26 protein-coding genes and 2 pseudogenes are annotated in these 24,242 nt (G+C 61.4%); 16 read left to right on the forward strand and 12 right to left on the reverse strand.

What is annotated here, in order from left to right:
- Positions 1-13: 13 nt before the first annotated feature.
- From LDZ21_RS30040 to LDZ21_RS30055, 4 genes are read right to left on the reverse strand one after another with little or no spacing between them, the layout of a single operon-like run.
- Positions 14-910 carry a phosphate ABC transporter substrate-binding protein gene (locus LDZ21_RS30040; protein ID WP_244797814.1) on the reverse strand — a complete coding sequence of 299 codons (897 nt, stop codon included), beginning with the start codon at positions 908-910 and terminating at the stop codon, positions 14-16.
- Positions 907-1,866 (reverse strand): substrate-binding domain-containing protein, encoded by a 960-nt coding sequence (locus LDZ21_RS30045; RefSeq protein ID WP_244797815.1) that lies wholly within the window; start codon positions 1,864-1,866, stop codon positions 907-909. Before LDZ21_RS30045 ends, LDZ21_RS30040 begins: the two co-directional genes overlap by 4 nt.
- A gap of 25 nt (positions 1,867-1,891) precedes the next feature.
- Positions 1,892-2,749: an HpcH/HpaI aldolase family protein gene (locus LDZ21_RS30050; RefSeq protein WP_244797816.1), complete on the reverse strand. Its 858-nt coding sequence runs from the start codon at positions 2,747-2,749 to the stop codon at positions 1,892-1,894.
- A gap of 21 nt (positions 2,750-2,770) precedes the next feature.
- Positions 2,771-3,811, reverse strand: coding sequence for a WD40/YVTN/BNR-like repeat-containing protein (locus LDZ21_RS30055; RefSeq protein WP_244797817.1), 1,041 nt, complete (start codon positions 3,809-3,811; stop codon positions 2,771-2,773).
- Between the two features lie 410 nt (positions 3,812-4,221).
- On the opposite strand from LDZ21_RS30055, the gene LDZ21_RS31500 reads away from it, so the two are divergent.
- On the forward strand, positions 4,222-4,557 hold the full coding sequence (locus LDZ21_RS31500; protein WP_309774825.1) for a carboxylesterase family protein: 336 nt from the start codon (positions 4,222-4,224) through the stop codon (positions 4,555-4,557).
- Between the two features lie 55 nt (positions 4,558-4,612).
- On the opposite strand, the pseudogene LDZ21_RS31505 reads toward LDZ21_RS31500, so the two are convergent.
- Positions 4,613-4,984, reverse strand: a pseudogene (locus tag LDZ21_RS31505) (LysR substrate-binding domain-containing protein); the annotation flags it as partial.
- Positions 4,948-5,271 (reverse strand): NERD domain-containing protein, encoded by a 324-nt coding sequence (locus LDZ21_RS31510; protein ID WP_404980721.1) that lies wholly within the window; start codon positions 5,269-5,271, stop codon positions 4,948-4,950. The pseudogene LDZ21_RS31505 and the gene LDZ21_RS31510, both read right to left, overlap by 37 nt.
- 313 nt (positions 5,272-5,584) lie before the next feature.
- On the opposite strand from LDZ21_RS31510, the gene LDZ21_RS30060 reads away from it, so the two are divergent.
- The 6 genes and pseudogenes from LDZ21_RS30060 to LDZ21_RS30085 all read left to right on the forward strand — a co-directional run bounded on the left by LDZ21_RS30060 (position 5,585) and on the right by LDZ21_RS30085 (position 11,600).
- Positions 5,585-6,256, forward strand: coding sequence for a hypothetical protein (locus tag LDZ21_RS30060; protein ID WP_244797818.1), 672 nt, complete (start codon positions 5,585-5,587; stop codon positions 6,254-6,256).
- A gap of 115 nt (positions 6,257-6,371) precedes the next feature.
- Positions 6,372-6,692: a hypothetical protein gene (locus LDZ21_RS30065; protein WP_244797819.1), complete on the forward strand. Its 321-nt coding sequence runs from the start codon at positions 6,372-6,374 to the stop codon at positions 6,690-6,692.
- A 392-nt stretch (positions 6,693-7,084) separates the two neighbouring features.
- Positions 7,085-7,492 carry a hypothetical protein gene (locus tag LDZ21_RS30070; protein ID WP_244797820.1) on the forward strand — a complete coding sequence of 136 codons (408 nt, stop codon included), beginning with the start codon at positions 7,085-7,087 and terminating at the stop codon, positions 7,490-7,492.
- Between the two features lie 235 nt (positions 7,493-7,727).
- A complete protein-coding gene (locus tag LDZ21_RS30075; protein ID WP_244797821.1) occupies positions 7,728-9,101 on the forward strand; it encodes a hypothetical protein in 1,374 nt (457 codons plus the stop codon).
- 265 nt (positions 9,102-9,366) lie between these two features.
- A pseudogene (locus tag LDZ21_RS30080) lies at positions 9,367-10,494 on the forward strand (J domain-containing protein).
- Positions 10,495-10,799: 305 nt separating this feature from the next.
- The gene (locus LDZ21_RS30085; RefSeq protein WP_244797822.1) at positions 10,800-11,600 is read left to right on the forward strand and encodes an AraC family transcriptional regulator; all 801 of its coding nucleotides are present in this window, start codon (positions 10,800-10,802) and stop codon (positions 11,598-11,600) included.
- On the opposite strand, the gene LDZ21_RS30090 is transcribed toward LDZ21_RS30085, so the two are convergent.
- Both LDZ21_RS30090 and LDZ21_RS30095 read right to left on the reverse strand, forming a co-directional pair.
- A complete protein-coding gene (locus LDZ21_RS30090; protein ID WP_244797823.1) occupies positions 11,560-11,742 on the reverse strand; it encodes a hypothetical protein in 183 nt (60 codons plus the stop codon). The two genes, LDZ21_RS30085 and LDZ21_RS30090, sit on opposite strands and share 41 nt — an antisense overlap.
- A 26-nt stretch (positions 11,743-11,768) precedes the next feature.
- Positions 11,769-11,969: a hypothetical protein gene (locus LDZ21_RS30095; RefSeq protein WP_244797824.1), complete on the reverse strand. Its 201-nt coding sequence runs from the start codon at positions 11,967-11,969 to the stop codon at positions 11,769-11,771.
- Between the two features lie 227 nt (positions 11,970-12,196).
- On the opposite strand from LDZ21_RS30095, the gene LDZ21_RS30100 reads away from it, so the two are divergent.
- Entirely contained in the window at positions 12,197-13,597 is a 1,401-nt protein-coding gene (locus LDZ21_RS30100; RefSeq protein ID WP_244797825.1) for an MFS transporter, read from the forward strand.
- 21 nt (positions 13,598-13,618) lie between these two features.
- Positions 13,619-13,846 (forward strand): hypothetical protein, encoded by a 228-nt coding sequence (locus LDZ21_RS30105; protein ID WP_244797826.1) that lies wholly within the window; start codon positions 13,619-13,621, stop codon positions 13,844-13,846.
- Position 13,847: 1 nt separating this feature from the next.
- Here LDZ21_RS30105 and LDZ21_RS30110 read toward each other — a convergent pair whose 3' ends face one another.
- Entirely contained in the window at positions 13,848-14,618 is a 771-nt protein-coding gene (locus LDZ21_RS30110) for a TetR/AcrR family transcriptional regulator (protein ID WP_244797827.1), read from the reverse strand.
- A gap of 155 nt (positions 14,619-14,773) precedes the next feature.
- Here LDZ21_RS30110 and LDZ21_RS30115 point away from each other — a divergent pair, with 155 nt between their 5' ends.
- Genes LDZ21_RS30115 through LDZ21_RS30135 form a run of 5 tightly spaced genes read left to right on the forward strand, consistent with a single transcriptional unit; the run spans position 14,774 to position 19,240 of the window.
- Entirely contained in the window at positions 14,774-15,985 is a 1,212-nt protein-coding gene (locus LDZ21_RS30115) for an FAD-dependent monooxygenase (protein WP_244797828.1), read from the forward strand.
- A 20-nt stretch (positions 15,986-16,005) separates the two neighbouring features.
- Entirely contained in the window at positions 16,006-16,761 is a 756-nt protein-coding gene (locus LDZ21_RS30120) for a maleate cis-trans isomerase family protein (protein ID WP_280519454.1), read from the forward strand.
- A 1-nt stretch (position 16,762) separates the two neighbouring features.
- Positions 16,763-17,575 carry an alpha/beta fold hydrolase gene (locus LDZ21_RS30125; protein ID WP_244797829.1) on the forward strand — a complete coding sequence of 271 codons (813 nt, stop codon included), beginning with the start codon at positions 16,763-16,765 and terminating at the stop codon, positions 17,573-17,575.
- 16 nt (positions 17,576-17,591) lie between these two features.
- Positions 17,592-18,632, forward strand: coding sequence for a 2,5-dihydroxypyridine 5,6-dioxygenase NicX family protein (locus LDZ21_RS30130; RefSeq protein WP_244797830.1), 1,041 nt, complete (start codon positions 17,592-17,594; stop codon positions 18,630-18,632).
- A complete protein-coding gene (locus tag LDZ21_RS30135; RefSeq protein WP_244797831.1) occupies positions 18,629-19,240 on the forward strand; it encodes an N-carbamoylsarcosine amidohydrolase in 612 nt (203 codons plus the stop codon). Before LDZ21_RS30130 ends, LDZ21_RS30135 begins: the two co-directional genes overlap by 4 nt.
- Before the next feature lie 338 nt (positions 19,241-19,578).
- On the opposite strand, the gene LDZ21_RS31515 is transcribed toward LDZ21_RS30135, so the two are convergent.
- The 3 genes from LDZ21_RS31515 to LDZ21_RS30145 form a co-directional block, all read right to left on the reverse strand.
- Entirely contained in the window at positions 19,579-19,698 is a 120-nt protein-coding gene (locus tag LDZ21_RS31515) for a transposase (RefSeq protein ID WP_404980722.1), read from the reverse strand.
- 528 nt (positions 19,699-20,226) lie between these two features.
- Positions 20,227-20,535: a hypothetical protein gene (locus tag LDZ21_RS30140; RefSeq protein ID WP_244797832.1), complete on the reverse strand. Its 309-nt coding sequence runs from the start codon at positions 20,533-20,535 to the stop codon at positions 20,227-20,229.
- Positions 20,536-20,725: 190 nt separating this feature from the next.
- Positions 20,726-21,517 (reverse strand): hypothetical protein, encoded by a 792-nt coding sequence (locus tag LDZ21_RS30145; protein ID WP_244797833.1) that lies wholly within the window; start codon positions 21,515-21,517, stop codon positions 20,726-20,728.
- Between the two features lie 175 nt (positions 21,518-21,692).
- Here LDZ21_RS30145 and istA point away from each other — a divergent pair, with 175 nt between their 5' ends.
- Together istA and istB are read left to right on the forward strand one after the other, a co-directional pair.
- Positions 21,693-23,192, forward strand: coding sequence for an IS21 family transposase (istA, locus tag LDZ21_RS30150; RefSeq protein ID WP_244797068.1), 1,500 nt, complete (start codon positions 21,693-21,695; stop codon positions 23,190-23,192).
- A complete protein-coding gene (gene istB, locus LDZ21_RS30155) occupies positions 23,189-24,010 on the forward strand; it encodes an IS21-like element helper ATPase IstB (RefSeq protein WP_035508514.1) in 822 nt (273 codons plus the stop codon). The genes istA and istB overlap by 4 nt, the downstream gene beginning before the upstream one ends.
- Positions 24,011-24,242: the final 232 nt, after the last annotated feature.

Consider the following 24,242-nt stretch of genomic DNA (forward strand, 5'->3'; position numbering starts at 1 on the left):
GTTTTTACCCGTGCTAGCCAAGAATCCCGGCGACCCTTCCGTACAGTTCTTCGACCGCATAACGCTTGTGAATGAGCTTCTGCTCGAAGGCGTACCGAATCGCCGTCTCAAGCGAGGTCTGCAGCTTGTCGAAGCCGACTGGCTGCAAGTCCACGCCCGTCGCCGATGCCTGATCGCCGCTTGCTGCCCGGCTCTCGCATAGCATGCGAAAGACTTCGCGCACGAGTTCGTCGCCCATTCTGAGCGCGTCCTCCTTTATCGCGACGATATGGTTGATCGGCACGACGCCGGTGCGTCGATGCCATTCCAACGCGGCTTCCTTCGGCTCGTCGATGAGCGTGCGAATGCCGGGATCGCCCGACAACGCACCACCCGCGATGATCGCGTCGACCTCGCCAGCGAGCAGCATCTCTTCGAGGCCGCGCGCCGCAGACCGCGGCGTGACCCACGGCGGGTCCGCATATTCGGCGACATGCGCGCCTTCCTGACTCAGCCACTTCACGCCTTGCAAGTCGAGGCCGTATTCGTCGGAGAGGATGCCGCGCACCCATGTCGGCGTAGTCTGCGCATACGAGCGCATGGCGACGGTCTTGCCGGCGAGCGCATCTGGTTCGAGATCGTCTTGCGCACGGCACAGGATGCTCTTGTGATGGAACATGCCGTTCATCACGAAGGGCAGAAACCGATAGGGCTTGCCCGCCTCATACGCCTGCAAGAAAGTGATGATCGCTAGTTCGGCCACGTCGTACTTCAGGCCGCGCACGACGTCCTTGAACGCCTTCTGCGCGGTATCGACCGGTGCGATATCCAGCGTGACGAGCGGCGAGCGAATCCGCCCTTCTTTTAGCGGCTTCGTCTTCGGATACGTTCCGAGCATCGTGCTCAGGTGGATGGTTTCTGTCGCGTTCATGCGCGCCTCCTTTGCGCGGTCGCGTTGGTGCGCGGGTCGAAGACAACCGATTCTAGCGACGGCAATTCCGGTATCAGCTTCTGCCGATATGCATAGCGCGCGAGCGCCTCGAACGACTGTGCGTTTTCTGCTAACCCATACGGCAGCGGATCACCGACGAGTTCGGCAAGCGCGAGATAGCGCCTGTCTTCCGCGTTCGCCGCGCTGCCCGAACGCACGCGCGCGAGATAGTTCTCCTTCGCCGACGTGAACGCTTCGAACAACGCGAGCGCGAGCTCGGGATAGCGTTCGAGCACATCGTTTCTCACGACGATCACGCCGTGCAGCGGATAGATGCCCGTTCTGCGATACCAGTCCTGCTCCATCGCTTTGGCATCGGGCACGACGTCGACGAGTTCACCTGCATCATCCCCCGCGCCCGCGAGCCCCGCAAAGGCCGCATCGAGTTCACCGTCGCGCAACATTCCCGCAAGCGACTTGCCTTGCTCGACGCGTCGCACATTGGACGGCGGGATGAAGCTTTCGACGTTCTCGTCTTCCTCGGTGAACCATGTGATGCTGTCGTTTTCGAGGCCGTATTCATCGGCGAGGATGCCGCGCGTCCATACCGCGGCCGTCACCGAATAGGCGCGCACGCCGACGCGCCGTCCCGTCAAATCCCTGGGTTCGCGTATCGGCGACGCTATCGGCCGTTGCATCCCTGCGTGGCGAAAACGGCGCGTCATCGGCAGCGGAAGCGCTGTGATCGGCGCGCCCGCGGCGACGGCCATCAGATACGATGTCGGCGCCATTTCGCAGATGTCGTAGGGCTGGCTGCGCGCCATCGCGCGATAGGCGTCCGGCATGCGCTTGATGTCGATGAAGTCGAGCGCATAACCATCGACCTCGACTACGCCGTTGCGCAAGTCCGCAACCTGAGCGTGCCGTCCCAGCACGATGGACAGTTTGTCTGTCATGTCTGCTCCGTATGTGTCGCGGCGATCAGCGGCTCGCGAGTTCGCGGCCTTTTTCCAGCGCAGAAAAATCGCGCTTTGGGAACGTCATCAAGAAGCGATATCCGTCCTCGATCACGCGCTCGACGTTCTGCCCTGTCACATGCGGATGGCCAACGGGAATGTCGTATGCCTTGCCGACTTCAAGCACGTGACGCATCATACGGAGCAGCTCTGGGTTGTCGTACTGACGCGGGCAACCGAGTTCCTGCGTGAGGTCGCCTTCGCCGATCAGCAACACGCCGATACCCGGCACGCGCTTCACGATCTCCTCGATGTTTTCGATCGCCGACGTATCCTCGATCATCAACGCAACCAGCACCTCGCCTTCGGGCGCAAGCGGCCATACGTCGGCCTTCCTGTAGTACTCCTGCTGCGATACGCCCCAATAGCGCGCGGCGGGCATCGGCGCATCGCCGCGCAAGCCGGCCGGTTCGTAGAGCGGCGCGCTCTTCAGTCTCGGATAGCGGCATGCTGATACCGCGTTGTAGGCTTCCTCGGGCGTGCTGATGCGCGGCCACACGATGCCGTATGCGCCGAGATCGAGCGCCTGCTTCGCGAACCACAGATTCATCTCGCTGCCGCTCGGCGGGATGCGCACCAGTGGCGTCATCTGGCACGCAACGGAACCCGCCTGCGCGACCTTCTGCCGGAGCAGCAGGAACTGCATCGCCTCACGCAGCGCGCGAATGTCCCACGGCGTGTGTTCCATTTCGAAGACGACGCCATCGTTCGCCGATTGCGCGAAGCTGACCGCGTTCTCCACTTCAGCCTGGATGAATGACGTGAAAGCGATGCGTCGGCCGGTTTCGAGTGCGCGGATGACGCCGTTGAGTCTTTCTGCCATGTCGGACTTGCCTCCCGTCGCTCAGAGAATGGCGCCGCAGAACGCGTCGCCGGCTTGTTGGGGAAGGCGCTTCTCGGTCCAGTTCGCGCCGCCGTCGAGCGTGTAGAAGACTTGTCCGCCGCGCGTCACAGTAACGATGCCGTTCGGGTCCGTCGCATGCACGCCGAAGCCGAGCATCGTGCTTTGCGGATCGACCTGAGCGTCCGCGCGATACCACGTCTTGCCGAGATCGTTGCTGCCGTACAGCGCGCCCGCCGTGCTGCGCGACGAGATGCTTAAGCACGCGTACATCTTCTTGGGCGACCCCGCGACGAAGCGGCAATCGCGCGTATAGGCGAAAGGCGCGAACTTGCCGACCTCGATGTCCCGAAACGTCTTTCCCTTGTCGCGGCTTTCAAATATCCCGAGCCGGCAGATGTAGAAAAGGGCGTCGGGATCGGCGGGCGTCGTGACGACCGAGTGCGCGTCAAACATGCCTTCGGCGTCGTCATCGGTTTCGATCTTGCTCTTCAGATGGGGCTGCTTCGAGAGCGCGACGAGACCGTCGTTTTCGCCACGCCACGTTTCGCCTCCGTCTTCGCTCAGCAGAAAGCCATTGATCTCGCTGACCGCGTACATGACCGCAGGATCGGTCGGATGGAAGGCGATGCGCATCACCCGTGATGCACCGAAGGAAATCTTGAAGCGCTCGGGATAGTCCGCCTTGCATTTCTTCCACGTCTCGCCGCGGTCGTCGCTGCGATAGAAACCGACGGGGGCGGAGCCCGCGAAGAGTGTGTCCGGATCATGCGGACTGACGACGACACACCAGAACTGAACCGCTTCGTCGGTTACCTCCAGGCGCTTCCAGGATTGCCCTCCATTGGACGAGCGATAGACGCCCTTTCGCGCGGCGGCGAAAAGCAAATCCTCATCTTGAGGATGCTGGGTGATCGCCTGCACGGACACATCGCTCGGAATGCCTTCGACGGTCTCCCATTCACCGCCGGGACGCAGCGCGAACAGGGTGCCCAGTGCATCGGGACGGGAGGCGGCAGTGCCGACGAACATCAGATTTTTCATTCGAGTCTCCAATCTGTCGTATAGACGCTCGCGCCGTTCCGCAGACGCAGATGACCGTGGTGGCCACATCGGGCTTTGGGCCGCGAGTCGTTGGGAATGAGTGTATGGCCGGTTTACTACGCGTTGTTATTGAAAGTCTGCATTCGCCATAAGTTTCTGCTTATTCGGGCGAGTATCGAAACGACGGGTCCTAAGACGCTTGCATCCAGCAGTGGCGCATGGGTGGGAGCGCGCCAGAGTGAGCCTTTAAGCAAGAAGCTATCGCCGTGACGCTAGTTCCGATATCGAGATCGAACAAAGCACCCCCTAGACTGCGACAAATCCAGCGCCTGAGCGAGGAGACTACGGAGTCCCAGCCTGGACACAACGATTGGCCGCTCAAGCCGAAACCAACAAGCCGGGAGGAGACGATGAAGAGATGGACAGCAGTGGGACTGGCGTTCTCAATCGCAGCCGCAGCCTGCTCGTCAGGACCCGATGACAGCAGTGGTCCACCGGTCGCAACCGTTGCCGACGGGGCCTTGCAAGGCAGCCGGCCAGCCGATGCGCCCGGCGCGGTCTTCCAGGGCATACCGTTCGCTCAGCCGCCAGTCGGCTCATTGCGGTGGGCACCACCGCGGCCAGCCCTAGCGTGGCAAGGAACGAAGACCGCTACCGCATACGCGTCATCGTGCGTGCAGACGTTTGACGGCGTGAACGTGTCGGGCAGTGAAGACTGTCTGTACCTCAACGTATGCAGCGCCTGAAGTCATTTGCACTGCTTCCAAACACCAATTTGCCGACGTACATGCGACGAGTTTCCTAGGGTGTATGGGCGTTTGTTTCAACGTCTCCTAGACTGCTCGACTTTTCGTTCAGACCCAGCCATTCGTGAGCCGGATCATGAGCATTCAAACTCGTCGCGAGACAGTCGAGGAACCGACGGACTCTCAGCGGCACGTGTCTCGAGGTTGGCATGAGTGCCCAAATAGGGAGGTCAAGCGGGGTGGCATCTGTCAAGGACACGATCTTCAGAGCGCCGGAGGATATTCCGTCGGCCACGTCCCAATAGGAAAGGAGGGCGATGCCAACCCCTTCGAGACACGCTTCACGAATCCCCTCCGCGCTTGAGCAAAGAAACCGCCCCCCAATCTTGATCATATGATGCTCTTCCCCCCTGAAGAACGGCCAGTGCGTAGTGTGTGTAAGGCGTCGGGGGTAAGTCCGCTTGCCCTGGTTGAACGGTGGATTAAGCGAACGCCAAGCTCCTGCTCAAGCGACCGACCATGGTCGCGCTCTCCATTGAACCAATTGCCGTGGCGGCTAGAGATGGGGCCCAACCAATCCTTTAAATCCACAAGTAGCAAGCGATCTTCTGTGACGATTACGAGATCTATCTCCCGCATCCCTCGTCCCGGAAGAGCTAGATCGAGATTGGTGAACGCATGCCAGTGGTCCGGAAGTCCTCTTAACTTGTCCAGACCGGTAGGCGCAAGACGAGGCTAGGGTCGCTTGTCGGCCATAGCGGGCGTTCCCGACCCCATCGTTGCTGACGCGCCGATCGCGTCCTGATACCCTTTACCTAATTACGAGATCGACCACTGCGCACCGTGGTAGCGCCCGCGAATCGACCGCCTCGATGCTGGCGCAATCCATGTCAACGCGTCGCATCTTCGCTCGGTGCCCATCCGGCGATCTGGTCTGCCGGTTCCACGCGCCGGTGGTGCCGTTCCACGATACACAAGTGAGCCTTAGGTGGCCAGTCCGACGGTCGGTTCTGCAAGATGGGTTGAAATGCAGGTTCAACACTACCTAGAGACCGGAGAATACGACAGCTTCTTCGTGGGATGGCCGGGGAAGGCTGTCACTGACACTGCTTCGCACGCCAGTCAGCAACTGCGCGCTGCTCTCATCGCTGACACTCTGCTATGCGCGAGGGGTTTCGGCCAAGCGAGAATCGTGTTTGAGCCGACGTTGCCGTGGTTTCATGACAAGCTCAAGCCCATGGTACACGTCCTGTTTTCCGCCACCGAACGGGAGCTCATTTTCCGCACCCTCGTATCAGGCATCGTCGTCCTCACGCCGAACAACATTGTGCAGGTACTAACTAAGGAGACTTGGCCATCGACCGCATGGACAGTCGCTGGCATTTATCTGGACAGTTTGGGCGCCACTCCGCTGCGAGAGGAGTCGGCTCGTGTTGTCGGCACGAGTCAGGACACCACCTGCTACGTCTCCCCGGCCTTCTTTCGCGATACCGATCCCTTTGCTGATTACGTCGTGCATGAAGCGGCCCACGTGCTGCACAACTGCCGCCGCTCGGCGATCGGCCTCACAGAACGCCGAACTTGTCCGAATCCGCTCGACATTGCCTTTGGCAAGCGAGAAACGTTCGCCTATGCTTGTGAAGCATACAGCCGGATCCTCTTGTCGCTCGCGGAGAAGCGGCGCGGCGAGCGGCCTTGAGACGCCATGAAGAGCATGGGTTGCCTCCTGATGGACGCGTCGACCATGACGAATACGTGGCCATCCTTGCGGATGCGATCGGGGCACGCAACGGATGGCGTCGCATTCGGGAGCGATGTTCGCGCTGATTTTCCTCGTCTCGGCCAGAATCCAAGCTGCCACGAAACCGGAGGATGCTATGTCGGCGCCATCTCACGTTTACACCATCTCTTGCGTGGCCAAGATGCTCAATGAACCGGAGGAATGGCTTGACGCACTGGCCAATGTGAACTTACAACCGGAGGATGGCTGCCTTGGCGTAATAGCCGATCTTGACGTGCCGCCCGACGAGATCATCTCCATCACTGCCTTCACTGACGCGGGAATTGAAGCACTCAAGGAACTGGTAGCAGACTCAAAGCGCGCAGATTCGGGAACGTACAAGGACGCTGAGTGACAGGATGAATGCGGTAACATTCATTCGGCCGAGATACGGTGCACTCAACGCTTCCTGGCCCCGGTGTGAGCGGAGCCGCGCAAGCAATTCGGCGCAATAAGGCGCCTCGATTTCTTCCACTCTCGGGCGTAAGCCGAACAGCAGTAGGTCCCGGTCTCTTCGTGGCCGCCATCTGGCCACATCGCTCGTCGCCGCTCAACGCCGCCGGATAAGTCGGCTACCGTTCCGCGCGCCAGCGAGGCGCACACCACAGTGTGACCTCTCGCGGCCCGCTATCATTCCAGGGCACGCATTGAACGCAGGCTCCTTTCGTTCTCCTTTTGCAGATGCCTTCTCGCCGCCCTCGCTCGCAAGCTTCTCGTTCGCCGTCTCGCAGATTTCTAAGCAAGGAGATGTTGCTGCCCCTGCCACCGTCAGCGGCGCAAACCGTTGCGTTGTCGAATCATTTGACCTTCGCGGCCTGTCGCGACGGCGCCGGATCCGCGTATCTTTTCAACGAGCTCATCCAGCTGGTCTACGTCACTTTTTTTGTGCAAGATGCGGGGTACGGCGACACGGACGTGCTCGCCTATGCGCGCGCCGAATCGGCCTTGGAGCGCGGGCTGCAGCGCGCTGAAACAGAGCGCATATGGGCACTTGATCCCGCTGACTTGCCCTTGTTTGAAGCGGTGCTGCGGGAGGCAGATCGCCAACTAGCGGCCGCACCACGGTACGCTCATGTTGGTGCACGGGAAAGGCTTAAACGCTTTGCCACGAGTGGGCGCACCTCGCCTCTCACCTCTGCCGCCGCCCGGCACTGACGCAGAAGGCCGATCAACACCGGCGATGCACGAGTCGATCGCACCTGCTACGACACGGAAAGTAAATCGGCAATTAGTAGGCTGACAGCGCCCGCGAATACAAGTCGGTCGGCGGAACCTGTCGAAGGCGCCGGTGTGCAGCGGCGCGCGCTGCCTTCAGCGCCAAGCGTTCGGTATTGACTTTGACCCATATAATCGAAGTGTCGAAATTCAAGCATTGCACCGGAGCTCTACTATGAGTCAAACCCGCGGACTAAATGCGGGATATCGGGCCAAGCCGAACAGTCGGCGCCAAGCTCATCACCTGACGAGCCCCAATCGCGCGGCGCGAGGCCAACCTCCTTCAAGAGCGCGTGACGACGGGGCCGCGCAGGCGTCCGTTATCAAGACTCGTTCGTTGAAATTCCTCGTCGATGCGGTCGGCGCAGAGAATATTGCTTTGGCACTGGAGTCCAGCTTGGCCCGGATCGCAGAACTGCTCCGAGGAGAGAGATTCACGCCCGAGACCGCGTTCCATATGGAAACTACGCTCGGACTACCGTCCGGCTTTTTCGACCAATCTCATCCACTTCTTTCGTCGGAGACGATTGCGCGCCTGAAGGTGCCGCTCAAGTTTGTCCATCCGGACGAGATCAGCCATGAAGGTGACCTCGGGGACGCACCCGTCCTTCCAAGTGCGCAGAAGCCTTCGCTGCTTGCCAGTAGTTTGCCCGAGGACACGACAATGCCGTCTAAGAGTTCGAAAGAAGCGTCGGGCGCGCCCAAGACCCGCGCCCAAAAGTCAAAGCTGGCAAGCGGTCACGCTTCCGGAGCACGAGAGTCGCCCAAACCGCACCCATTGACGCAAGCGGCCGGGCGGAAGCAGGCCCAAGCAAATGGCGGTGCAACAGTAGAGAGGATCAGGCAGGCCAATCTTCACGTTCTCACTACACGCAACGGTTCAAAGGTCAAGCTCGGCGCAGTCTTGGGTCTGAGCGGATCGAATATGGCGCACCGACTGCACGGAAAGAAGCGCATGGATGATGCTGAAGCCGAGCGCTTCACCGAGGGGCTTGGTCTGCCGGCGGGCTGGCTCGACACGCCTCGCTCCGAAGCCGACATTCCCGAGTCAGTCGCGCTGCTGCTGGCGCCCGCATCACGCGTGCGTGCGCCTGGCCAAGCACCCGCGCCAACCGCTGCGGTACCGTATGAGGACACTGAAGCCGCTGCCGCGACCGGCGAAATCGACCGCGCCCTGCCCAGCTCTGCGAGCGACCCGAACAGTGAAGCATTCTCAGCCGATGCGGCGGGCGAGGAAGACAGCGCAGCACGCGTTCACAATGAAAACATCATCAGTTCATCCGTCACCCGCGACGACGGTTTCGTCGAACGCGCCGAGCCAGGAACGCCAGCAGCCATCGCCGCACCGGCGGAGTCCCTGCCCGCATTCTCGATGGCAAAGCCTACAGCCACGCAAACCTCCGCCACTTCGGGAGCCAGCTTAGCCGGTCTTGATGGAATCGCACCGATCGCAGAGGCGCTCTTGAAGACGCTCGCCGGCAAAGCACGCACCGGTCGCTTGGACGAACTGAAAGCGTTGGAGCTATTGCAACAAGCCGTCCTGCTATAACAGGGACGTCCGGAACTATCGTCTGGCCACGTCGGTAATAGGCGGAGATCGAGCTGACGACCGAACAGTTGCTTTGGCTGCTCAACGGGATCGACATTCACGCAGTGCGCCGCGATCCGATGCGGCCGTACCGTGACGCGAGCTTGATGCCGATGTCCGTGATCTGCTGCCCTTCAAACTTCGAACCACACACCCGCTTGGGCAGCCGGCATCCGGCTAAAATATCGCCTTGGTTCCGACTCCCGCGACAAACGGAAGCTCTCTCATGACCAAGGCGATCCGCCAGGCCGTCAGCATCGCGCCGGGCCACAACCAGGCTAGCCTGTCCAGGGGACAGAAGGCATTCAACACCCTGATCAGACAGATCGAGAAGCGCCGTAATCGTCTGCGGGCTTGGGAGGCCGTCATGCCGGCGTTTCAGAAAAAGTACGTCGACGAGCTATTGCCTCTCGAGCGGCAATCGACGCACCTGCACGTCAAGATGGTTTATCCGCTCGATGGTGCCTTCGACGAGAAAGGACTGACCAAGGGCGAGCGGCGCACCATCTCAGAGCTGATCGGCGGCCTGGCCCGCGATCTCATCGAAGAAAGCAATGATTCGCAGTTGAAAGTCATTTACAACAGACATAGCCAATCCGACTACGACAGCGATGCGGCGGCCGAACTCGAAGATATGAAGTTCGCGCTCGAGGCAATGCTCGGCGTTGAACTGGGTGACGACATCGACATGAGTTCGCCCGACGAAGTCTTGCACCGCGCGCATGCCAGAATGGAAGAGCAGCAATCGCAGGAAGCCGCCGCAAATCAGGCTCGGGAAGCGCGACGCGCCAAACGGAAGAAGTCGGCAAAACACCTCGCCGCGCAAGCCGAGCAGGAAGCAGAGCAGGCAGAGTTGAGCCAGACTATCCGCGAGCTCTATCGAAAACTCGCCAGCGATTTACATCCCGATCGCGAAGCGGATCCTCAGGAGCGCGAACGCAAGACCGGGCTGATGCAGCGGGCCAACCAGGCTTACGGCAAAAACGATCTTCTAAAAACTGCTGGAACTGCAACTGGAGCTCGAGCACATCGACCAGCGCGCCATCAATGACATCAGCGAAGATCGACTAAAGCATTACACAAGATCCTCAGGGAGCAGCTTGGCGAACTGGACCAGGAAATTCTGCACGTCGAGGCCGGCTTCAGGCATGCCTACGGAGTTCCTCCATTCGTTGAAGTAACTCCCGGGACCGTCTTGCGCAATCTCTCGGATGACATCGTCGGGCTTCAGCAAAGCATGCGTGATTTGGAAGCAGATCTGCTTGTGTTTGAAGACCTCAAGCAATTCAAAAGCTGGTTGAAGCACCTGAAACGTCGGCAGACAGCCCTTCATTTCGACGAGATCCCATTCTGACAACTCATGCGTTTCGCATAAATATGCCCGTTGTGGGGTGGAGCGCCTACGCTGACCGCGAACACACTGCGGGCCGTGGACGAAGGACGACCGGACTGGAAGCACGGGGGTCAGCGCGAATCTAAAGAGACAAGAACGAAATGGTCGCGGTGAAACGCGCAACGTTGGATAATCAGCCAAGCCCGTATTGCAATACGCCTATGCCCCGCTCCGCTGATCGCCCTATCAAGCCGCACGCGGCCTCGCGGCACACTGGCTCGCTACCGAGACCGGATCGTCGAGGTGAAGCTCGCGGGCAACGCGTCATGATCCGGTCCGTCCACGTGGACGGCACCGAGCGGCGCGTGGACATTCCCGGTGCGGAAGGCGAGCAGCCGCCACATCGGCATCGCAAGGGGCAATTGGTGTTTGCGTTGCGCGGCAGCGTGATGTGCAAGGTCGCGGATGCGCTGCACATGGTGTTGCCGCAATCGGGCGTGTGGATTCCGAGCCATGTGCCGCACAGCAATCACGCCAGCCCGAATGCTCAAATCATCATGTTGTATGTGGAGCCGGATGCGCTCGCGTTGCCCGAGCATTGCTGCATCCTCTCGATCAGCGCGATGGTCCGCGAGATGATCTTTCACCTCGCGGACAACGGCGACAAGTTCGAAGACAAGGCGCGTTATGCGCGCTTCGGCCAGGTGTTGCTCGATCAGCTTACCAGCACGCCGGTCGAGCATCTGTCCTTGCCGCTGTTCTCGCACCCGACACTCAGAATGGTGTGCGATTCGCTGATCGCCAATCCAGGCGACCGGCGCTCGAAAGCCGATTGGGCAAGCCTCGTCGCGATGAGCGAACGCACTTTCGGCCGCCTCGTCATGCGCGGAACGGGCCAGTCGCGATGGCGTCAGCATCTGCAACTGATCGTCGCGCTGCGCGATCTGCCTGAGGGCGCAACGGTTCGGCAAGTTGCGATATCGCTGCGCTACGAGTCCGCGACGGCGTTCATCATCATTTTCAAGAAGGCGTTCGGCATGCCGCCAGGTCAGTTCACGCTCGACCGGCGTCCGCTTCTCTCGGCGTTCAGGCCCGAGCACACACCCGATCCCGCAGTTCAAGCATGACGTCCTCGACGTCGTGCTCTTCTGCATCGATCCGCCGGAACACTACGCTGACGAGCTGAAGCTCATCGCGCGACCACTCGCCTGTATTGGCGCGGGCGATCTCGCTCAGCATCGACTGACGCCGCGTGACGCGCGCGATCATGCGCCTGACGCATTCCGCCTCATCCATCACGTGCCTGCCCGCGTCACATCGACGAATTCGTCCACGCGGCTCAGGAGCAGGAAGAACGCACCCGCGACAAACAAGGTCACGCCGATGGCCTCGTAAGCGGACCCGCACAACGCAGCACCGGCGACGAGCATCGCGAGATGCGCGAGCAGCAACGGGAGCTTTATGTCGCCCCGATGATATTTCCCGATGCCGTCCATGCGCGTGTGCCTTGCGTTTTCGTTGCAACAAGGTTGATCGACCAAAAATCCCCATGCAAGCCGACGCTCACGTTTTCCCCTATTTTTGACCGATTGCGCATATTAATTATAGGTACATATAATAAAAACACGTCGAAAACGGTGGGCCCCCGCTTCGCGCAAACCGGCATTTGCCGGCCTGATGGCACTTCTGGACGGCACTCGCCGTCCACAACGAGGAGTTGTTTATGTCGCAAGCAGAGCTTCGATCGGGGCCGGCCTTTCCGCCGCTGACGGATGCGCCCAACCGCATGGACACGTGGAGCGGGAACGTGGTGGTCGAGCAATACATCGACGCGCATCCGTTCTCGCGCTTTCAATGGATGCTGATGGGCCTGTGCTTTCTGATCGTACTGGTCGATGGCATGGACACGGCGGCGATCGGTTATATCGGCCCGTCGCTCGTGAAGGGATGGGGCATCAGCAAGGCGGCGCTGGGGCCCGTGCTGAGCGCGGCGCTGTTCGGGCTGGCGGCGGGCGCGGTGGTATCGGGACCTGCGGCGGACCGTTTCGGACGGCGCGGGGTATTGATTGCCGCCACCCTGTTCTTCGGCGCGATGAGCCTCGCGACCGCGTTTTGCGGCTCGGTGGAATCGCTCGTTACGCTGCGCTTTCTCACCGGCATCGGCCTGGGCGCGGCGATTCCGAATGCGATCACGCTGGTATCGGAATATGCGCCTTCGCGTAACCGCTCGATTATCGTCAATACGACGTATTGCGGCTTCTCGGTCGGTGCGGCGGTCGGCGGTTTCATCTCGTCATGGCTGATTCCGAACTTCGGCTGGCACAGCCTGTTTCTCGTCGGCGGCATCGTGCCGCTGGTGCTCGTCATCGGCGTGATGCTGTGGGTGCCGGAGTCCGTGCGCTACATGGTGAAGCGCGGGGCAACGAAGGAGCGTATCCACGCACCGCTCGCGCGCATCGCACCGCTCGATCTGTCGCGTATCGAGTCGTTCCGTCTGTCGGAGCGCGCGGAGACGCACGCGAAGACTTCCGTCGGCGCCATTCTGTCGAAGCGCTTCTTCGTCGGCACGATCATGCTGTGGCTCACGTATTTCATGGGCCTCGTGATCTTCTATCTGTTGATGAGCTGGATGCCGCTCTTGATGAACGAAGCCGGCTTCACGCCCGAACGCGCCGCGTTACTGACTGCGCTGTTCCCGCTGGGCGGCGGTATCGGCACCATTGCATCGGGCTGGCTGATGGACCGTTGGAACGCGAATGTCATCGTGATGCTCGGCTATCTGCTGACGGCGGCGTTCATCTTCGTAGTCGGTCAGGCCATGGGCAGTATCGGACTCGTGAGCGCATTGATCTTCCTCGCGGGCACCACCATGAACGGCGCGCAATCGTCGATGCCTTCGCTCGCCGCCATGTTCTATCCCACGCGCAGCCGCGCCACCGGCGTCTCGTGGATGTACGGCGTTGGACGCTTCGGCGGCATCGCGGGCGTGGCGCTGGGCGGTTTGTTCTCGGCGTGGAAGCTCGGCTTGCCGGCGGTGTTCGCGCTGCTCGCCGTGCCTTCGGTGATCGCGGGGCTCGCCATTTTCGTCAAGCATAAGGCGCATCCGAATCAGGAACAGGTTTAACCCCCCGTAATAGGAACAGCAATGAGTCACGAACTGGAAGCACTCAACGGCAAGCTGCACGGCCTCACGGCGGCCATCAGCGTGATTGCGGCGGCGCTGCCGCAGTCGTCATCGGCGGATGTGCAGGAAACGCTGCACGATCTGATCGGTGAAACGGCATCGGCGGATTTGCCGGGCGCGACGCGTGAATCGATGCACGCCGTCATCCGGCAAGTCATCGATTCGATGGAGATCGGTCTGCGCCGTTGATCTACGCGGCGCGTGCGGTTTTGGCAGCCTTCTTCGCTGCGACAGCCTTCTTCGCGCGGGCAGGCTTCGCCGCCGCCGCGCTGGCTTCGGCTTCGAGTCCCCCGACGATGAAGCTCGTCAACTGCTCCAGCGTTTCGTGAGCGTCCATCGGATCGCATGTGTTCTTCGAGAGCACATCGATTCGATGCGTATCCGAGAACGCATACAGATAGGCGCCGATCATGGCCGTCACACGCCAGTAGAGGTCTTTCGCGGGCAAGTCCGGCAAGGCGGCGCGAAAGGCTTCGACGAATAGATCGGTCGAATCGCCGTATGCGGTGCTGCGCAGGCTGTAGGAGATCTCGGGCGGCTCGGTATGCAGCCGCGCCTGCAAGCGGATGAACGCACGCCCGCCCTCCGACTTGCGCAACGCAACGAGCGGCAAGAGAAACGCCCGCACGATATCGCGCACGCTCGCGGGCTGGCCGCTTTCCGTCAGTTCGTTCAAACGCTGCACACGCTCCTCGGAAATCAGCGTGGCGCGGCGCAGAAACACCTGCTCGAACAACTGCTGCTTCGTACCGAAGTAATACGTGATGAGCGCCTGCGTGACATCGCAGGACGCCGCGACTTCCTTGAGCGATGTGCCCGCATAGCCGCGCTGCGAAAAATCGACCTCGGCGGCATCGAGAATGTTCTCGCGCTGATTGATGTTGCCGGTCGGACGGCCGAGCCGCTTGCGCGTACCCGACGCACCGTGTGCTCGAACGTGATGGTTGTCGTCTTTTTTCATGCACCTGAGAGCGAAGCGATGGAACCGCCCTATTTTACGGGGCTTTCGCTCGCTTCCATCCTATCGCTGCCCCCATCTTTTTGCCGTTGCATTTATTTATACGGCCATATAATATCGGTTTCATGATCACTGATCCATCGAGAGGACGAGACATCATGAGCAGAACACTTCGCGTCGGCGTGATCGGCGGCGGAATCGGCGGTGTGGCGCTGACGGGCGCGCTCGCGCAACAAGGTATCGAGGTCAGGGTTTTCGAGCGTGCGAACGCATTCGGCGATGTCGGCGCAGGCATTCAGATGACGCCGAACGCGGTCAAGGTGCTGCGTGCGCTCGGCCTCGGCCGTGAACTCACGGACGTCGCGTTCGTGCCGCAAGCCATCGTCGGACGCAACTGGGAAACGGCGCGCGAAAACTTCCGCACGCCGCTCGCAGGCGTGTGCGAGGACATCTACGGCGCGCCGTTCTTCCACGTGCATCGCGCGGACCTGCATCGCATCCTGACCTCGCTCGTGCCGGCGGATGCCGCGCGTCTTTCCACGAGTTGCATCGATGTGCGCCAGGAAGCCGACAAGGCCGTCGCCGTGTTCGAAGACGGGAGTAAATTCGAAGCGGACCTGATCGTCGGCGCGGACGGCGTGCGTTCCGTCGTGCGCTCGAAGCTGTTCGGCGAAGAAGCGCCGCGCTTCACCGGCAACATGTGCTTTCGCGCCGTCGTCCCCTTCGATTCGATGCCCGATTTCGTCAGCCCCGACTCGTCATTCTGGCTCGGGCCGCATGCGCACGTCGTCACCTATTACGTGCGATGCGGTCAGGCCGTGAATATCGTCGCCGTGGCCGAAACGGAGAACTGGGTCGAGGAATCGTGGAATGCGAAGAGCAGCCGCGAAGAACTGCTCGCCACGTTCGAAGGCTGGCATCCGAACTTGCAGCGTCTCTTCGAGCGCGCGGACTCCGTCTACAAGTGGGGCTTGTTCGACCGCGACCCCATGCAAACGTGGTCGCGCGGCAACATCACCTTGTTGGGCGATGCCTGCCATCCCATGCTTCCGTTCCTCTCGCAAGGCGCGGCCATGGCTATCGAAGATGGATACGTGCTGGCGAAATCGCTGGGCGCGCATGGCAAGGATATCGCGAGCGCATTGCGCGATTACGAAGCCGAACGCCTGCCGCGCACGACCCGCGTGCAGCTCGAATCGCGCGAGCGTGGCAAGACGTATCACTTGCCGAGCGCGTTCGCGCAGCGCAAGCGCGATCTCATCTACAAGTTCAAGTCGTATCTGAATCCGCAGGCGTCGGGCATTCAGGCGAACTGGGTCTATGCGTACAACGCGACCGACTTCGCACCGCGTGCACTGGCCGCAGCCTGACATAAGAGGGACTGGAAAACATGACATCGAAGACATACCGCATCGGCCAGATCGTTCCGAGTTCGAACACGACGATGGAAACCGAAATTCCTGCCATGCTGATGGCGCGTCAAGGCATCGAGCCGGAGCGCTTCACGTTCCATTCCAGCCGCATGCGCATGAAAAAGGTCGTGAAAGAGGAACTCGCGCAAATGGATGGCGAGTCCGACCGCTGCGCCGTCGAGCTATCCGATGCACGCGTCGATGTGCTCGGTTACGCGTGTCTCGTCGCGATCATGGCGATGGGGCGCGGCTACCATCGCGTATCGCAGGAGCGCTTGCAGGCGCATACCGCGGCGAATGGTGCGGATGCGCCGGTCATCACCAGCGCGGGCGCGTTGATCGAAGGATTGAAGACCATTGGCGCGAAGCGTGTTGCCATCGTTGCGCCGTATATGAAGCCGCTGACGGAACTCGTGGTCGATTACATCCGGCATGAAGGCTTCGAAGTAGTCGATTACATCGCGCTGGAGATTCCAGACAATCTCGAAGTCGGGCGGCATGATCCGGCTCGTCTGCCGAACATCGTCAAGGATCTGAAGCTCGATGGCGTCGATGCGATCGTGCTCTCCGCTTGCGTGCAGATGCCGTCGCTACCCGCCGTCGCGCAAGTTGAAGCGATGACGGGCAAGCCCGTCGTGACGGCGGCAATTGCGACGACATACGCCATCCTGAAGCAACTGGGCCTGAAGCGCGTAGTGCCGGGCGCGGGTGCTCTGCTGTCGGGCGCGTACTGATATGTCCACCTACCTTTACGGCGGCAACGTTCAGGCGAACGATATCCGCCAGCACTATCTCCGATACGGCGGCGCGAAAGAAGCACGCGATCCCGTCGTGATCGTGCCGGGCATCACGAGTCCCGCGATCACGTGGGGCTTCGTCGGCGAACGCTTCGGCGAGCAGTTCGATACGTACATTCTCGACGTACGCGGACGCGGCTTGTCGAGCGCATCGGATACGCTGGATTACAGCCTCGATGCGCAAGCCGCCGACCTGCTCGCCTTTCTCGATGCGATGAACTTCAAACACGCCAGCATCCTCGGCCATTCGATGGGCGGACGCATTGCGGTGCGTGCGGCGCGCATGAACAGCGAGCGCATTGCACGCATCGCGATGATCGATCCGCCGGTCTCAGGCCCGGGCCGGCGCGCGTATCCATCGCAACTGCCGTGGTATGTGGATTCGATGGCGCTGGCACGCATCGGCATCGACCGGGAAGGCATGCGCCGCTTCTGCCCGACATGGACGGATGCGCAACTGCAACTGCGCGCCGAATGGCTGCACACTTGCGACGACCGCGCGATCCGCACGAGCTTCGAAGGCTTCCATACAGATGACGTTCACGCCGACATGCCGCACGTGAAGCAGCCCGCCTTACTGATGACGGCAGGCCGCGGCGACGTGATCCGCGACGAAGACATTGCCGAGATACGCGATCTGATACCGCAACTCGAAGTCGTCAAGGTGCCGGACGCAGGCCACATGATTCCTTGGGACGACGAAGCAGGTTTCTATCGCGCGTGCGGCGCATTCTTCGGCGCAACGCTTTAAAAGAGGCACATTCATCATGCCAATCAGCGACTATCAACTCGTCGAAGCCTGGAAGGAAGTGCTCACGCTGTCGCGGCTCGAAGCGGGGCAGACGGTGACCATCCTCACCGGTGCGGCGACGCACCCGCAAACGCTCGCCTGCGCGCTCATCGCGACGCAATCCATGGGCGCTGTCGTCAACCGCCTGGACTTGCCGCCCGTGAACGGCGAAAAAGCCTTGTCGCGCGATGCCCTCGCCTATCTCGGCGAAACGCCCTTGACCGGCAATCGCGCCGCCACTGCAGCATTGAAGGCAAGCGATCTCGTGCTCGATCTGATGACCTTGCTGTTCTCGCCGGAGCAGCATGACATCCTCGCATCGGGGACGAAGATTCTGCTGGCCGTCGAGCCGCCCGAAGTGCTCGTGCGCATGACGCCGACACGCGACGACCGTACGCGCGTGTTGCAGGCGGCGAGGCGCATCGAAGAAGCGCGCGAGATGCGCGTCACATCGAAAGCCGGCACGGATCTGACGTGCCCGATAGGCGAGTTCCCCGCCATCGCCGAATACGGTTTTGTCGATGAACCCGGCCGCTGGGACCATTGGCCGAGCGGTTTCGCGCTGACGTTCCCGAACGAAGGCGGCGCGAACGGGCGCATCGTGATCGACCGTGGCGACATTCTGCTGCCGCAGAAGAGCTATTGCACGGAGCCGATCGTGCTGACGGTCGAAGCGGGTTATGCGCGCAAGATCGAAGGCGGCGTGGATGCCGACTTGCTGCGCGAATACATGGCGACCTTCGACGACCCCGAAGCGTACGCAATCTCGCACATCGGCTGGGGTTTGCAGAAGCGCGCGCACTGGTCCACGCTCGGCCTCTACGATCGCGAAGCGACCATCGGCATGGACGCGCGTGCTTACGACGGCAACTTCCTGTTCTCGCTCGGACCGAACAACGAAGGCGGCGGCAAGCGTACGACCGCTTGCCACATCGACATTCCGTTGCGGCGCTGCACGGTCTCGCTGGATGGCGTGGACGTGGTGCGCGACGGCAAGACCATCGGGGAACATCAATGAGCGACGCTGTTTATGAGCGGCAAGGCTTCGGCCAGACCTTGGACATCGAAGGGAAGATCGGGTTGTTGATCATCGACTTCGTGAATGGCTTCGCCGATCCGGCGGTATTCGGCGGCGGCAATATTCCCGCTGCCATCGATACGACCGTGCCGCTGCTGAAGGCCGCGCGCGAGATGAAATGGCCAGTGGCGCACAGCCGCATCGTCTACGCAGACGATGACTCCGACGCCAATGTCTTCTCGCTGAAAGTACCGGGCATGCTGACGCTCAAGGAGCATTCGCCCGCGAGCGCGATCGTGCCGCAACTGACGCCGGAGCATGGCGAACTGGTCGTGCGCAAGAACGTGCCGTCGGCGTTCTTCGGCACATCGCTGGCGGCGTGGCTTTCGATGCGCGGCGTGCAGACGCTCGTCGTCGCCGGATGCGTCACGAGCGGTTGCGTTCGCGCGAGCGTCGTCGATGCGATGCAGTTCGGCTTCCGCCCTGTCGTGCTGTCGGATTGCGTGGGTGACCGCGCAATCGCGCCGCACGAAGCGAACCTATTCGACATGGCGCAAAAGTATGCCGCGGTGATGACATCAGTGGAATTGCTTGCACGGGTGCGGTAAGCGCGGATTTTGGCGGTAAGATCCCACCGGCGCCGAAGGAACCACCGGCGTGCTGTCTGCGCCAGAGCCACTCGCGCCGCCATCGCTCGCTGGTGCCCCACCGCTGCCGTCTGCGCCGTTTCCAGGGGCGCCGGACGAAGCTGTGTCGCCCGCGCCCGATGTCGGCGATGTTGTCGATCCACTGTTGCCGGAGCCCGTCGAACCGCTGCCGGTTGTTCCCGAGTCGCCAGAGCTACCCTTGCCGCTCGAGCCGGAGCCGTTTGTTCCCGTGTCGGCCAAGCGCTCGGGCGTACCGGTGTCGGAGTATCGATCAGCACACCACCCGCGCCCCCTGATGGTCATGTCTGCTGAGCCTGCGCCATTCGCTGCTGACGGTAACGAGTGATCCACTTGCGAAGCTGATTCGGATTCACGTCATGTTCCATGGCCGTACGCGCGATCGACACGCCGGGCTTCAGGACATCATGACCAGCTCGTCGTGTGTGCCTTTGTCATACGCGTCGGCCGTCGCGTTTCTCGCCAATCACCAGACGGCTCTTCAGGTCCTTGTTCTCTGTCCTCAGTGCCATTGTGCAGGTGTCCACGTGGACACCTAGCTTCTGACCCTCTGCCCTCGATGGAAGGGCGTCTTTTAACGACCGCTTACGCTTCGCCGACCGGCACGGACGACGGGCGGTAGCGCCTGTCGCGCCGACGCGATCCGTCTGTCTAGCACTCGATACCCTCGGTTCGCTTCCGCAAGGCCCGAGCGGGCAGAGGAACGCCAGATATGTTGCCAATGCCCCGCGGAACGACGCAAGCAGACCAACTCAGCGCCGCCAAACACATTTCATGCTGATAAGTCGTATTAACACGCATGAGCTTAATGGCGGTGGCTTGCCACTGGCGACTAGCTTCGTCGGAGCCAGTTCCATTCGGCAGTCCATCGGCCAGACTCATAAGCACTACATATCGACCTTTCTAGTAACTCAATGGACGCGGCGAATCTACGCCGCGCGGCGCCCGTCGCTCGCTCCGACGTCGACCTGTTTCTGGGCGAGCTGTTCGACCTCACGCTCAAGCGCAGACAGCCGGGCAAGTTGGACGGGAAGCAATGCGTAGGCGATGCGCAGCTCATGCAGGCGTGCCCTCCAGTAACGAACGCTTATTGGCAACGGAGCTGATGTCGCACGCGCTGCCGTCACCACTTGCCGTATATGAGCGAGTTCGCGATCAGCTTCCAGGGAGGTCCGCTTGAGCACGCCGGGCGACGTACCGGGGACGTGATGTTTTCGGTCGACTGCGGTTGTCTTCATACGCTGTGCATCTCCTGATCGGTTGAGACCAGCGTATTGAGATTCTCGGGATGTCAAGGAAACATGCGGGCGCGCAGCCGGCCGGGCTTGGGCCCTGGCTGCGAACGATCGGACCGTGCCGGATTCACGCACAGAAGTGCGCGACGTCCAAGGGGCTGCATCAGCCGATACCCTTCTCTTTCCTTCTTTTCTAGCGCCGGACGGCTTCCATGCGTGTGTGCAACGCTCGCCCCACCAGCGAATTCGCATTGCGCATCAGGCTTCGCACACAGTCGTCCACCGCGGACTTCGGCACACGACCGACGAGCGCCGCGGCAACGAGGGCATCGTACGCATCGATGACATCAGTCGCCGAGATTTCGTAGCCGTAGCCGGCCTCCATCCAATGCAGCGCGGAGACAGCACACTCCATCGCGAACTGCGGCTGCGTCGTCTCGTAATCTCGCGCCGCGCGAATGAGCGTTTTCGGATCGGTGGCGCTCTGCCTGGACAGCGCGACCGCTTGATCGAAGAGGCCGGCGTCTTTTGCTGCGGCGAACCACTTGCCTTCCGAGCCGGGCTCGCTGTGAATCAAGTCGGACAAGATCGTTTCTTGCGGTCTTTCAGGATATTTTTTGGCGATGCCCCGGAACGTTGCGAGGTACGTGCCTGCACGATTCGCGGAAATGGCGTAGCGCTCGTACGCTTCGTTTCTCATCCCGCACCCGAGAAGAATCGTCTCGCACGCTCGCGCGATCGCGTGCTCGGGCGCGTTCAACCCTCGACTCGCTTCAGCAAGACGAAGGGCATCGCCCGGACGTCCGAGCGAAACCAGCGCGTCAACGGCCCAGCGTCGATACCACCAGGACTTCAGCCGATCACGCTGGGCGAGCTCAACAAGCTCCTCGAAGCGGCCGGCAGTGAAAAGCGCACTCAAGCACGGCACCGTACCGACAAAGTAGTTGAAGCCATCGGCCTGAAGCACGTGCGTGACAAGCGGCAACAGCCGATCCGCCCATTAGAGAACGACAATTATCTTGGCCGGTCCTTTGACAGTTACCTTGGCCGGTGGTGAGGAGTCGAAGGCGGCGTAGCCGCCGGAGACGACGAACTACCGGCGGCGCCGGAGTAGCGGGGTTTTACGATGGCTGATCGCGTCGAACAAGAAGCGAACAGTCATGCCTGGAACCTACGTAACGGACCAGCAGGTCCGACTCTATATGAGCAAGCGCAAACATCACACTCAGGAAGTCGCCGCGGCAATGGCGGGCATGAGCGTTCGCACGGCCCGGCGCATCGAGCATGACGGCCGGCTGCCGTCGCAGAAGTCATCGCGCGCGTGGCGTACACGTCACGATCCGTTCGCGGAGGTCTGGGAGAGCGAGGTCGTGCCATTGCTGCGCCACGCGCCCCGGCTCAAGGCCATCACGTTGCTGTGCAAGCTGCAGGAGGCGCATCCGGGCCTCTTCCCTGACAGCATGCGGCGTACGCTCGAGCGGCGCGTCAGCCAATGGCGCGCACTCGAGGGCCCTGGCAAGGAGATCTTCTTCCCGCAGCAGCACTTGCCCGGCGTGCAGGGGCTCTCGGACTTTACCGACATGCGCGATTTGCGCGTGACGGTCGCCGGCGCGCCCCTCGATCACCGGCTCTATCACTTCGTGCTCGCGTTCTCGCACTGGGAATACGCCTATGTCGTCGAAGGTGGCGAGAGCTTCGAGGCCCTCTCCACCGGACTACAGAACGCGCTGTGGCAGGCCGGCGGCTGCCCGCATGAGCATCGCACCGACAGCCTATCGGCAGCGTTCAAGAATTTGCAGACTGAAGAGGACTTCACGGCTCGCTATGACGCACTGCTGGTGCATTACGGCATGGCCGGCACGCGCAATAACGTCGGCGTGGCCCATGAGAACGGTAGTGTGGAATCCTCGCACCGCCATCTGAAGGAGGCGATCGACCAGGCGCTGATGCTGCGTGGGCATCGCGACTTCGACGATCGTGCTGCGTATGAGGGGTTTGTTCGCGACGTCGTCATGCGCCGTAACCGTCGCAACGCAGCGGCGTTTAACGCTGAGCGCGAACAGTTGCGCGATCTGCCCGCACATCGCACGACCGACTTCATCGAAGAGGAAGCACGCGTGACACGCTGTGGCACCTTCACCGTGCGGGGCATTCTCTACAGCGCGCCGTCGCGCCTGATTGGTCACCGTCTGAAGGTGCGCGTCTATGCCGATCACCTCGACTGCTATCTGTCCGGCGCACTCGTGCACAGCACAGCACGGGGCTCGCATGCGGCCAATAGCCGCCGTCGCAAGCTCGACTACCGGCACTTCATTGAGGCGCTCAAGCGCAAGCCCCAGGCGTTCAAGGGGCTGGCGTTTCGCGACGACTTGTTTCCGCGCGAGGCGTACCGCCGGACGTGGGAGCGGCTTGAGGCTCGGCTCACGCAGCGCGAAGCCTGCAAGACCATGGTCGGCTTACTGGAACTGGCCGCGAATCACGGAGTCGAGGCCGTTCTTGCTGAGCGGCTCGAGGCGTTGCTCGCCGCGGGCGAGCTGCCCGATCTCGAGCAACTACAGAATGAATTTGCGCCGCGGCAGGCGCAATGCCCAGACGTGGCTGTGGACATGCCGACGGCCGCTCTCTACGACACGCTGCTTGGCGAGGAGGCATCGGTATGAACGCGCCCGCAATTTACGATGCCGCCCGTATGGGGCTGATGCTCACCGAGTTGCGCTTGCCGACGATCGCGCGGCTATGGTCCGAGTTCACACAGCGCTCCGACAAGGAAGGCTGGCCATCGACGCGCCTGCTCGGCGCGCTGCTCGAGCACGAACTGGCCGAGCGCGCGAAACGGCGCATCGAGCGGCATCGCGTCGAATCGCATTTGGACCCAAGCAAGACGCTCGAGGCCTTCGACTTCGGCTTGGTACCAATGGTGTCCAAGGCACATGTAATGGCGCTCGCGAGCGGCGACTCGTGGCTCGAGAAAGGCGCCACGATCCTGCTGTTTGGGCCACCGGGTGCCGGGAAGAGCCATTTAGGCTCCGGCATTGGTCATGCGCTGATCGACGCCGGGTACCGAGTGCTGTTCACACGCACCGGCGAAATCGTGCAGAAGCTGCAGGCGGCACGCCAAAGCCTGCAGTTGCCATCGATGCTCGCCAAGCTCGATCACTTCGATCTGATCATCCTGGATGACCTGTCGTACGTCAGAAAGGACCAGGCCGAAACGAGCGTGCTGTTCGAATTGATTGCGGAAAGATACGAGCGTCGAAGCCTTCTCATCACGGCCAACGCCGCGTTCTCCGGCTGGAATGATGTCTTCCCCGATCCCTCAATGACGGTCGCCGCCATCGACCGACTGGTCCATCACTCGACGATCTTCGAGCTGAACGTGGAAAGCTACCGGCGTCGCAGCGCCGACGACAACAAGCGCGCGCGGCGGCGTCAATTACCCCACCCCGAATCGGAAGGAGCGACAACTATGCCGAGTTGAGCAGCGACAACTAACCCCGTCGACCGGCCAAGATAGTTGTCGCCCGGGCGGCCATCGTAATTGACAATCTACATACGCCGTTCTACCAGTCGATAGGTAGTGCAATGCTATCTTGCTGTATCAAAGGCTAGCCTACTGCCTATCGTCCCGATCGAGCAAGTGCACACCCAAGCAGGATAGTCGCCGCGATTGTCGGTTCCTTCCGCCCGCCATTGCATCCACTGCGGCCAAA

The sequence above is a fragment of the Caballeronia grimmiae genome, from assembly GCF_022879615.1.
GTDB lineage: Bacteria > Pseudomonadota > Gammaproteobacteria > Burkholderiales > Burkholderiaceae > Caballeronia > Caballeronia grimmiae.

Excerpts from the sequence above, each read along its gene's own strand:
- LDZ21_RS30105 (WP_244797826.1), top strand. The coding sequence starts at position 13,619 with ATGAGTCACGAACTGGAAGCACTCAACGGCAAGCTGCACGGCCTCACG.
- LDZ21_RS30060 (WP_244797818.1), top strand. The coding sequence starts at position 5,585 with ATGCAGGTTCAACACTACCTAGAGACCGGAGAATACGACAGCTTCTTC.
- LDZ21_RS30110 (WP_244797827.1), bottom strand. The coding sequence starts at position 14,618 with ATGAAAAAAGACGACAACCATCACGTTCGAGCACACGGTGCGTCGGGT.
- LDZ21_RS30120 (WP_280519454.1), top strand. The coding sequence starts at position 16,006 with ATGACATCGAAGACATACCGCATCGGCCAGATCGTTCCGAGTTCGAAC.
- LDZ21_RS30095 (WP_244797824.1), bottom strand. The coding sequence starts at position 11,969 with ATGGACGGCATCGGGAAATATCATCGGGGCGACATAAAGCTCCCGTTG.
- LDZ21_RS30085 (WP_244797822.1), top strand. The coding sequence starts at position 10,800 with ATGATCCGGTCCGTCCACGTGGACGGCACCGAGCGGCGCGTGGACATT.
- LDZ21_RS31500 (WP_309774825.1), top strand. The coding sequence starts at position 4,222 with ATGAAGAGATGGACAGCAGTGGGACTGGCGTTCTCAATCGCAGCCGCA.
- LDZ21_RS30115 (WP_244797828.1), top strand. The coding sequence starts at position 14,774 with ATGAGCAGAACACTTCGCGTCGGCGTGATCGGCGGCGGAATCGGCGGT.
- LDZ21_RS30055 (WP_244797817.1), bottom strand. The coding sequence starts at position 3,811 with ATGAAAAATCTGATGTTCGTCGGCACTGCCGCCTCCCGTCCCGATGCA.
- istB (WP_035508514.1), top strand. The coding sequence starts at position 23,189 with ATGAACGCGCCCGCAATTTACGATGCCGCCCGTATGGGGCTGATGCTC.
- LDZ21_RS30070 (WP_244797820.1), top strand. The coding sequence starts at position 7,085 with ATGTTGCTGCCCCTGCCACCGTCAGCGGCGCAAACCGTTGCGTTGTCG.
- LDZ21_RS30040 (WP_244797814.1), bottom strand. The coding sequence starts at position 910 with ATGAACGCGACAGAAACCATCCACCTGAGCACGATGCTCGGAACGTAT.
- LDZ21_RS30050 (WP_244797816.1), bottom strand. The coding sequence starts at position 2,749 with ATGGCAGAAAGACTCAACGGCGTCATCCGCGCACTCGAAACCGGCCGA.
- LDZ21_RS30100 (WP_244797825.1), top strand. The coding sequence starts at position 12,197 with ATGTCGCAAGCAGAGCTTCGATCGGGGCCGGCCTTTCCGCCGCTGACG.
- LDZ21_RS30065 (WP_244797819.1), top strand. The coding sequence starts at position 6,372 with ATGTTCGCGCTGATTTTCCTCGTCTCGGCCAGAATCCAAGCTGCCACG.
- LDZ21_RS30075 (WP_244797821.1), top strand. The coding sequence starts at position 7,728 with ATGAGTCAAACCCGCGGACTAAATGCGGGATATCGGGCCAAGCCGAAC.
- LDZ21_RS30135 (WP_244797831.1), top strand. The coding sequence starts at position 18,629 with ATGAGCGACGCTGTTTATGAGCGGCAAGGCTTCGGCCAGACCTTGGAC.
- LDZ21_RS30045 (WP_244797815.1), bottom strand. The coding sequence starts at position 1,866 with ATGACAGACAAACTGTCCATCGTGCTGGGACGGCACGCTCAGGTTGCG.
- istA (WP_244797068.1), top strand. The coding sequence starts at position 21,693 with ATGCCTGGAACCTACGTAACGGACCAGCAGGTCCGACTCTATATGAGC.
- LDZ21_RS30130 (WP_244797830.1), top strand. The coding sequence starts at position 17,592 with ATGCCAATCAGCGACTATCAACTCGTCGAAGCCTGGAAGGAAGTGCTC.
- LDZ21_RS30125 (WP_244797829.1), top strand. The coding sequence starts at position 16,763 with ATGTCCACCTACCTTTACGGCGGCAACGTTCAGGCGAACGATATCCGC.
- LDZ21_RS30090 (WP_244797823.1), bottom strand. The coding sequence starts at position 11,742 with ATGATCGCGCGCGTCACGCGGCGTCAGTCGATGCTGAGCGAGATCGCC.
- LDZ21_RS30140 (WP_244797832.1), bottom strand. The coding sequence starts at position 20,535 with ATGAAGACAACCGCAGTCGACCGAAAACATCACGTCCCCGGTACGTCG.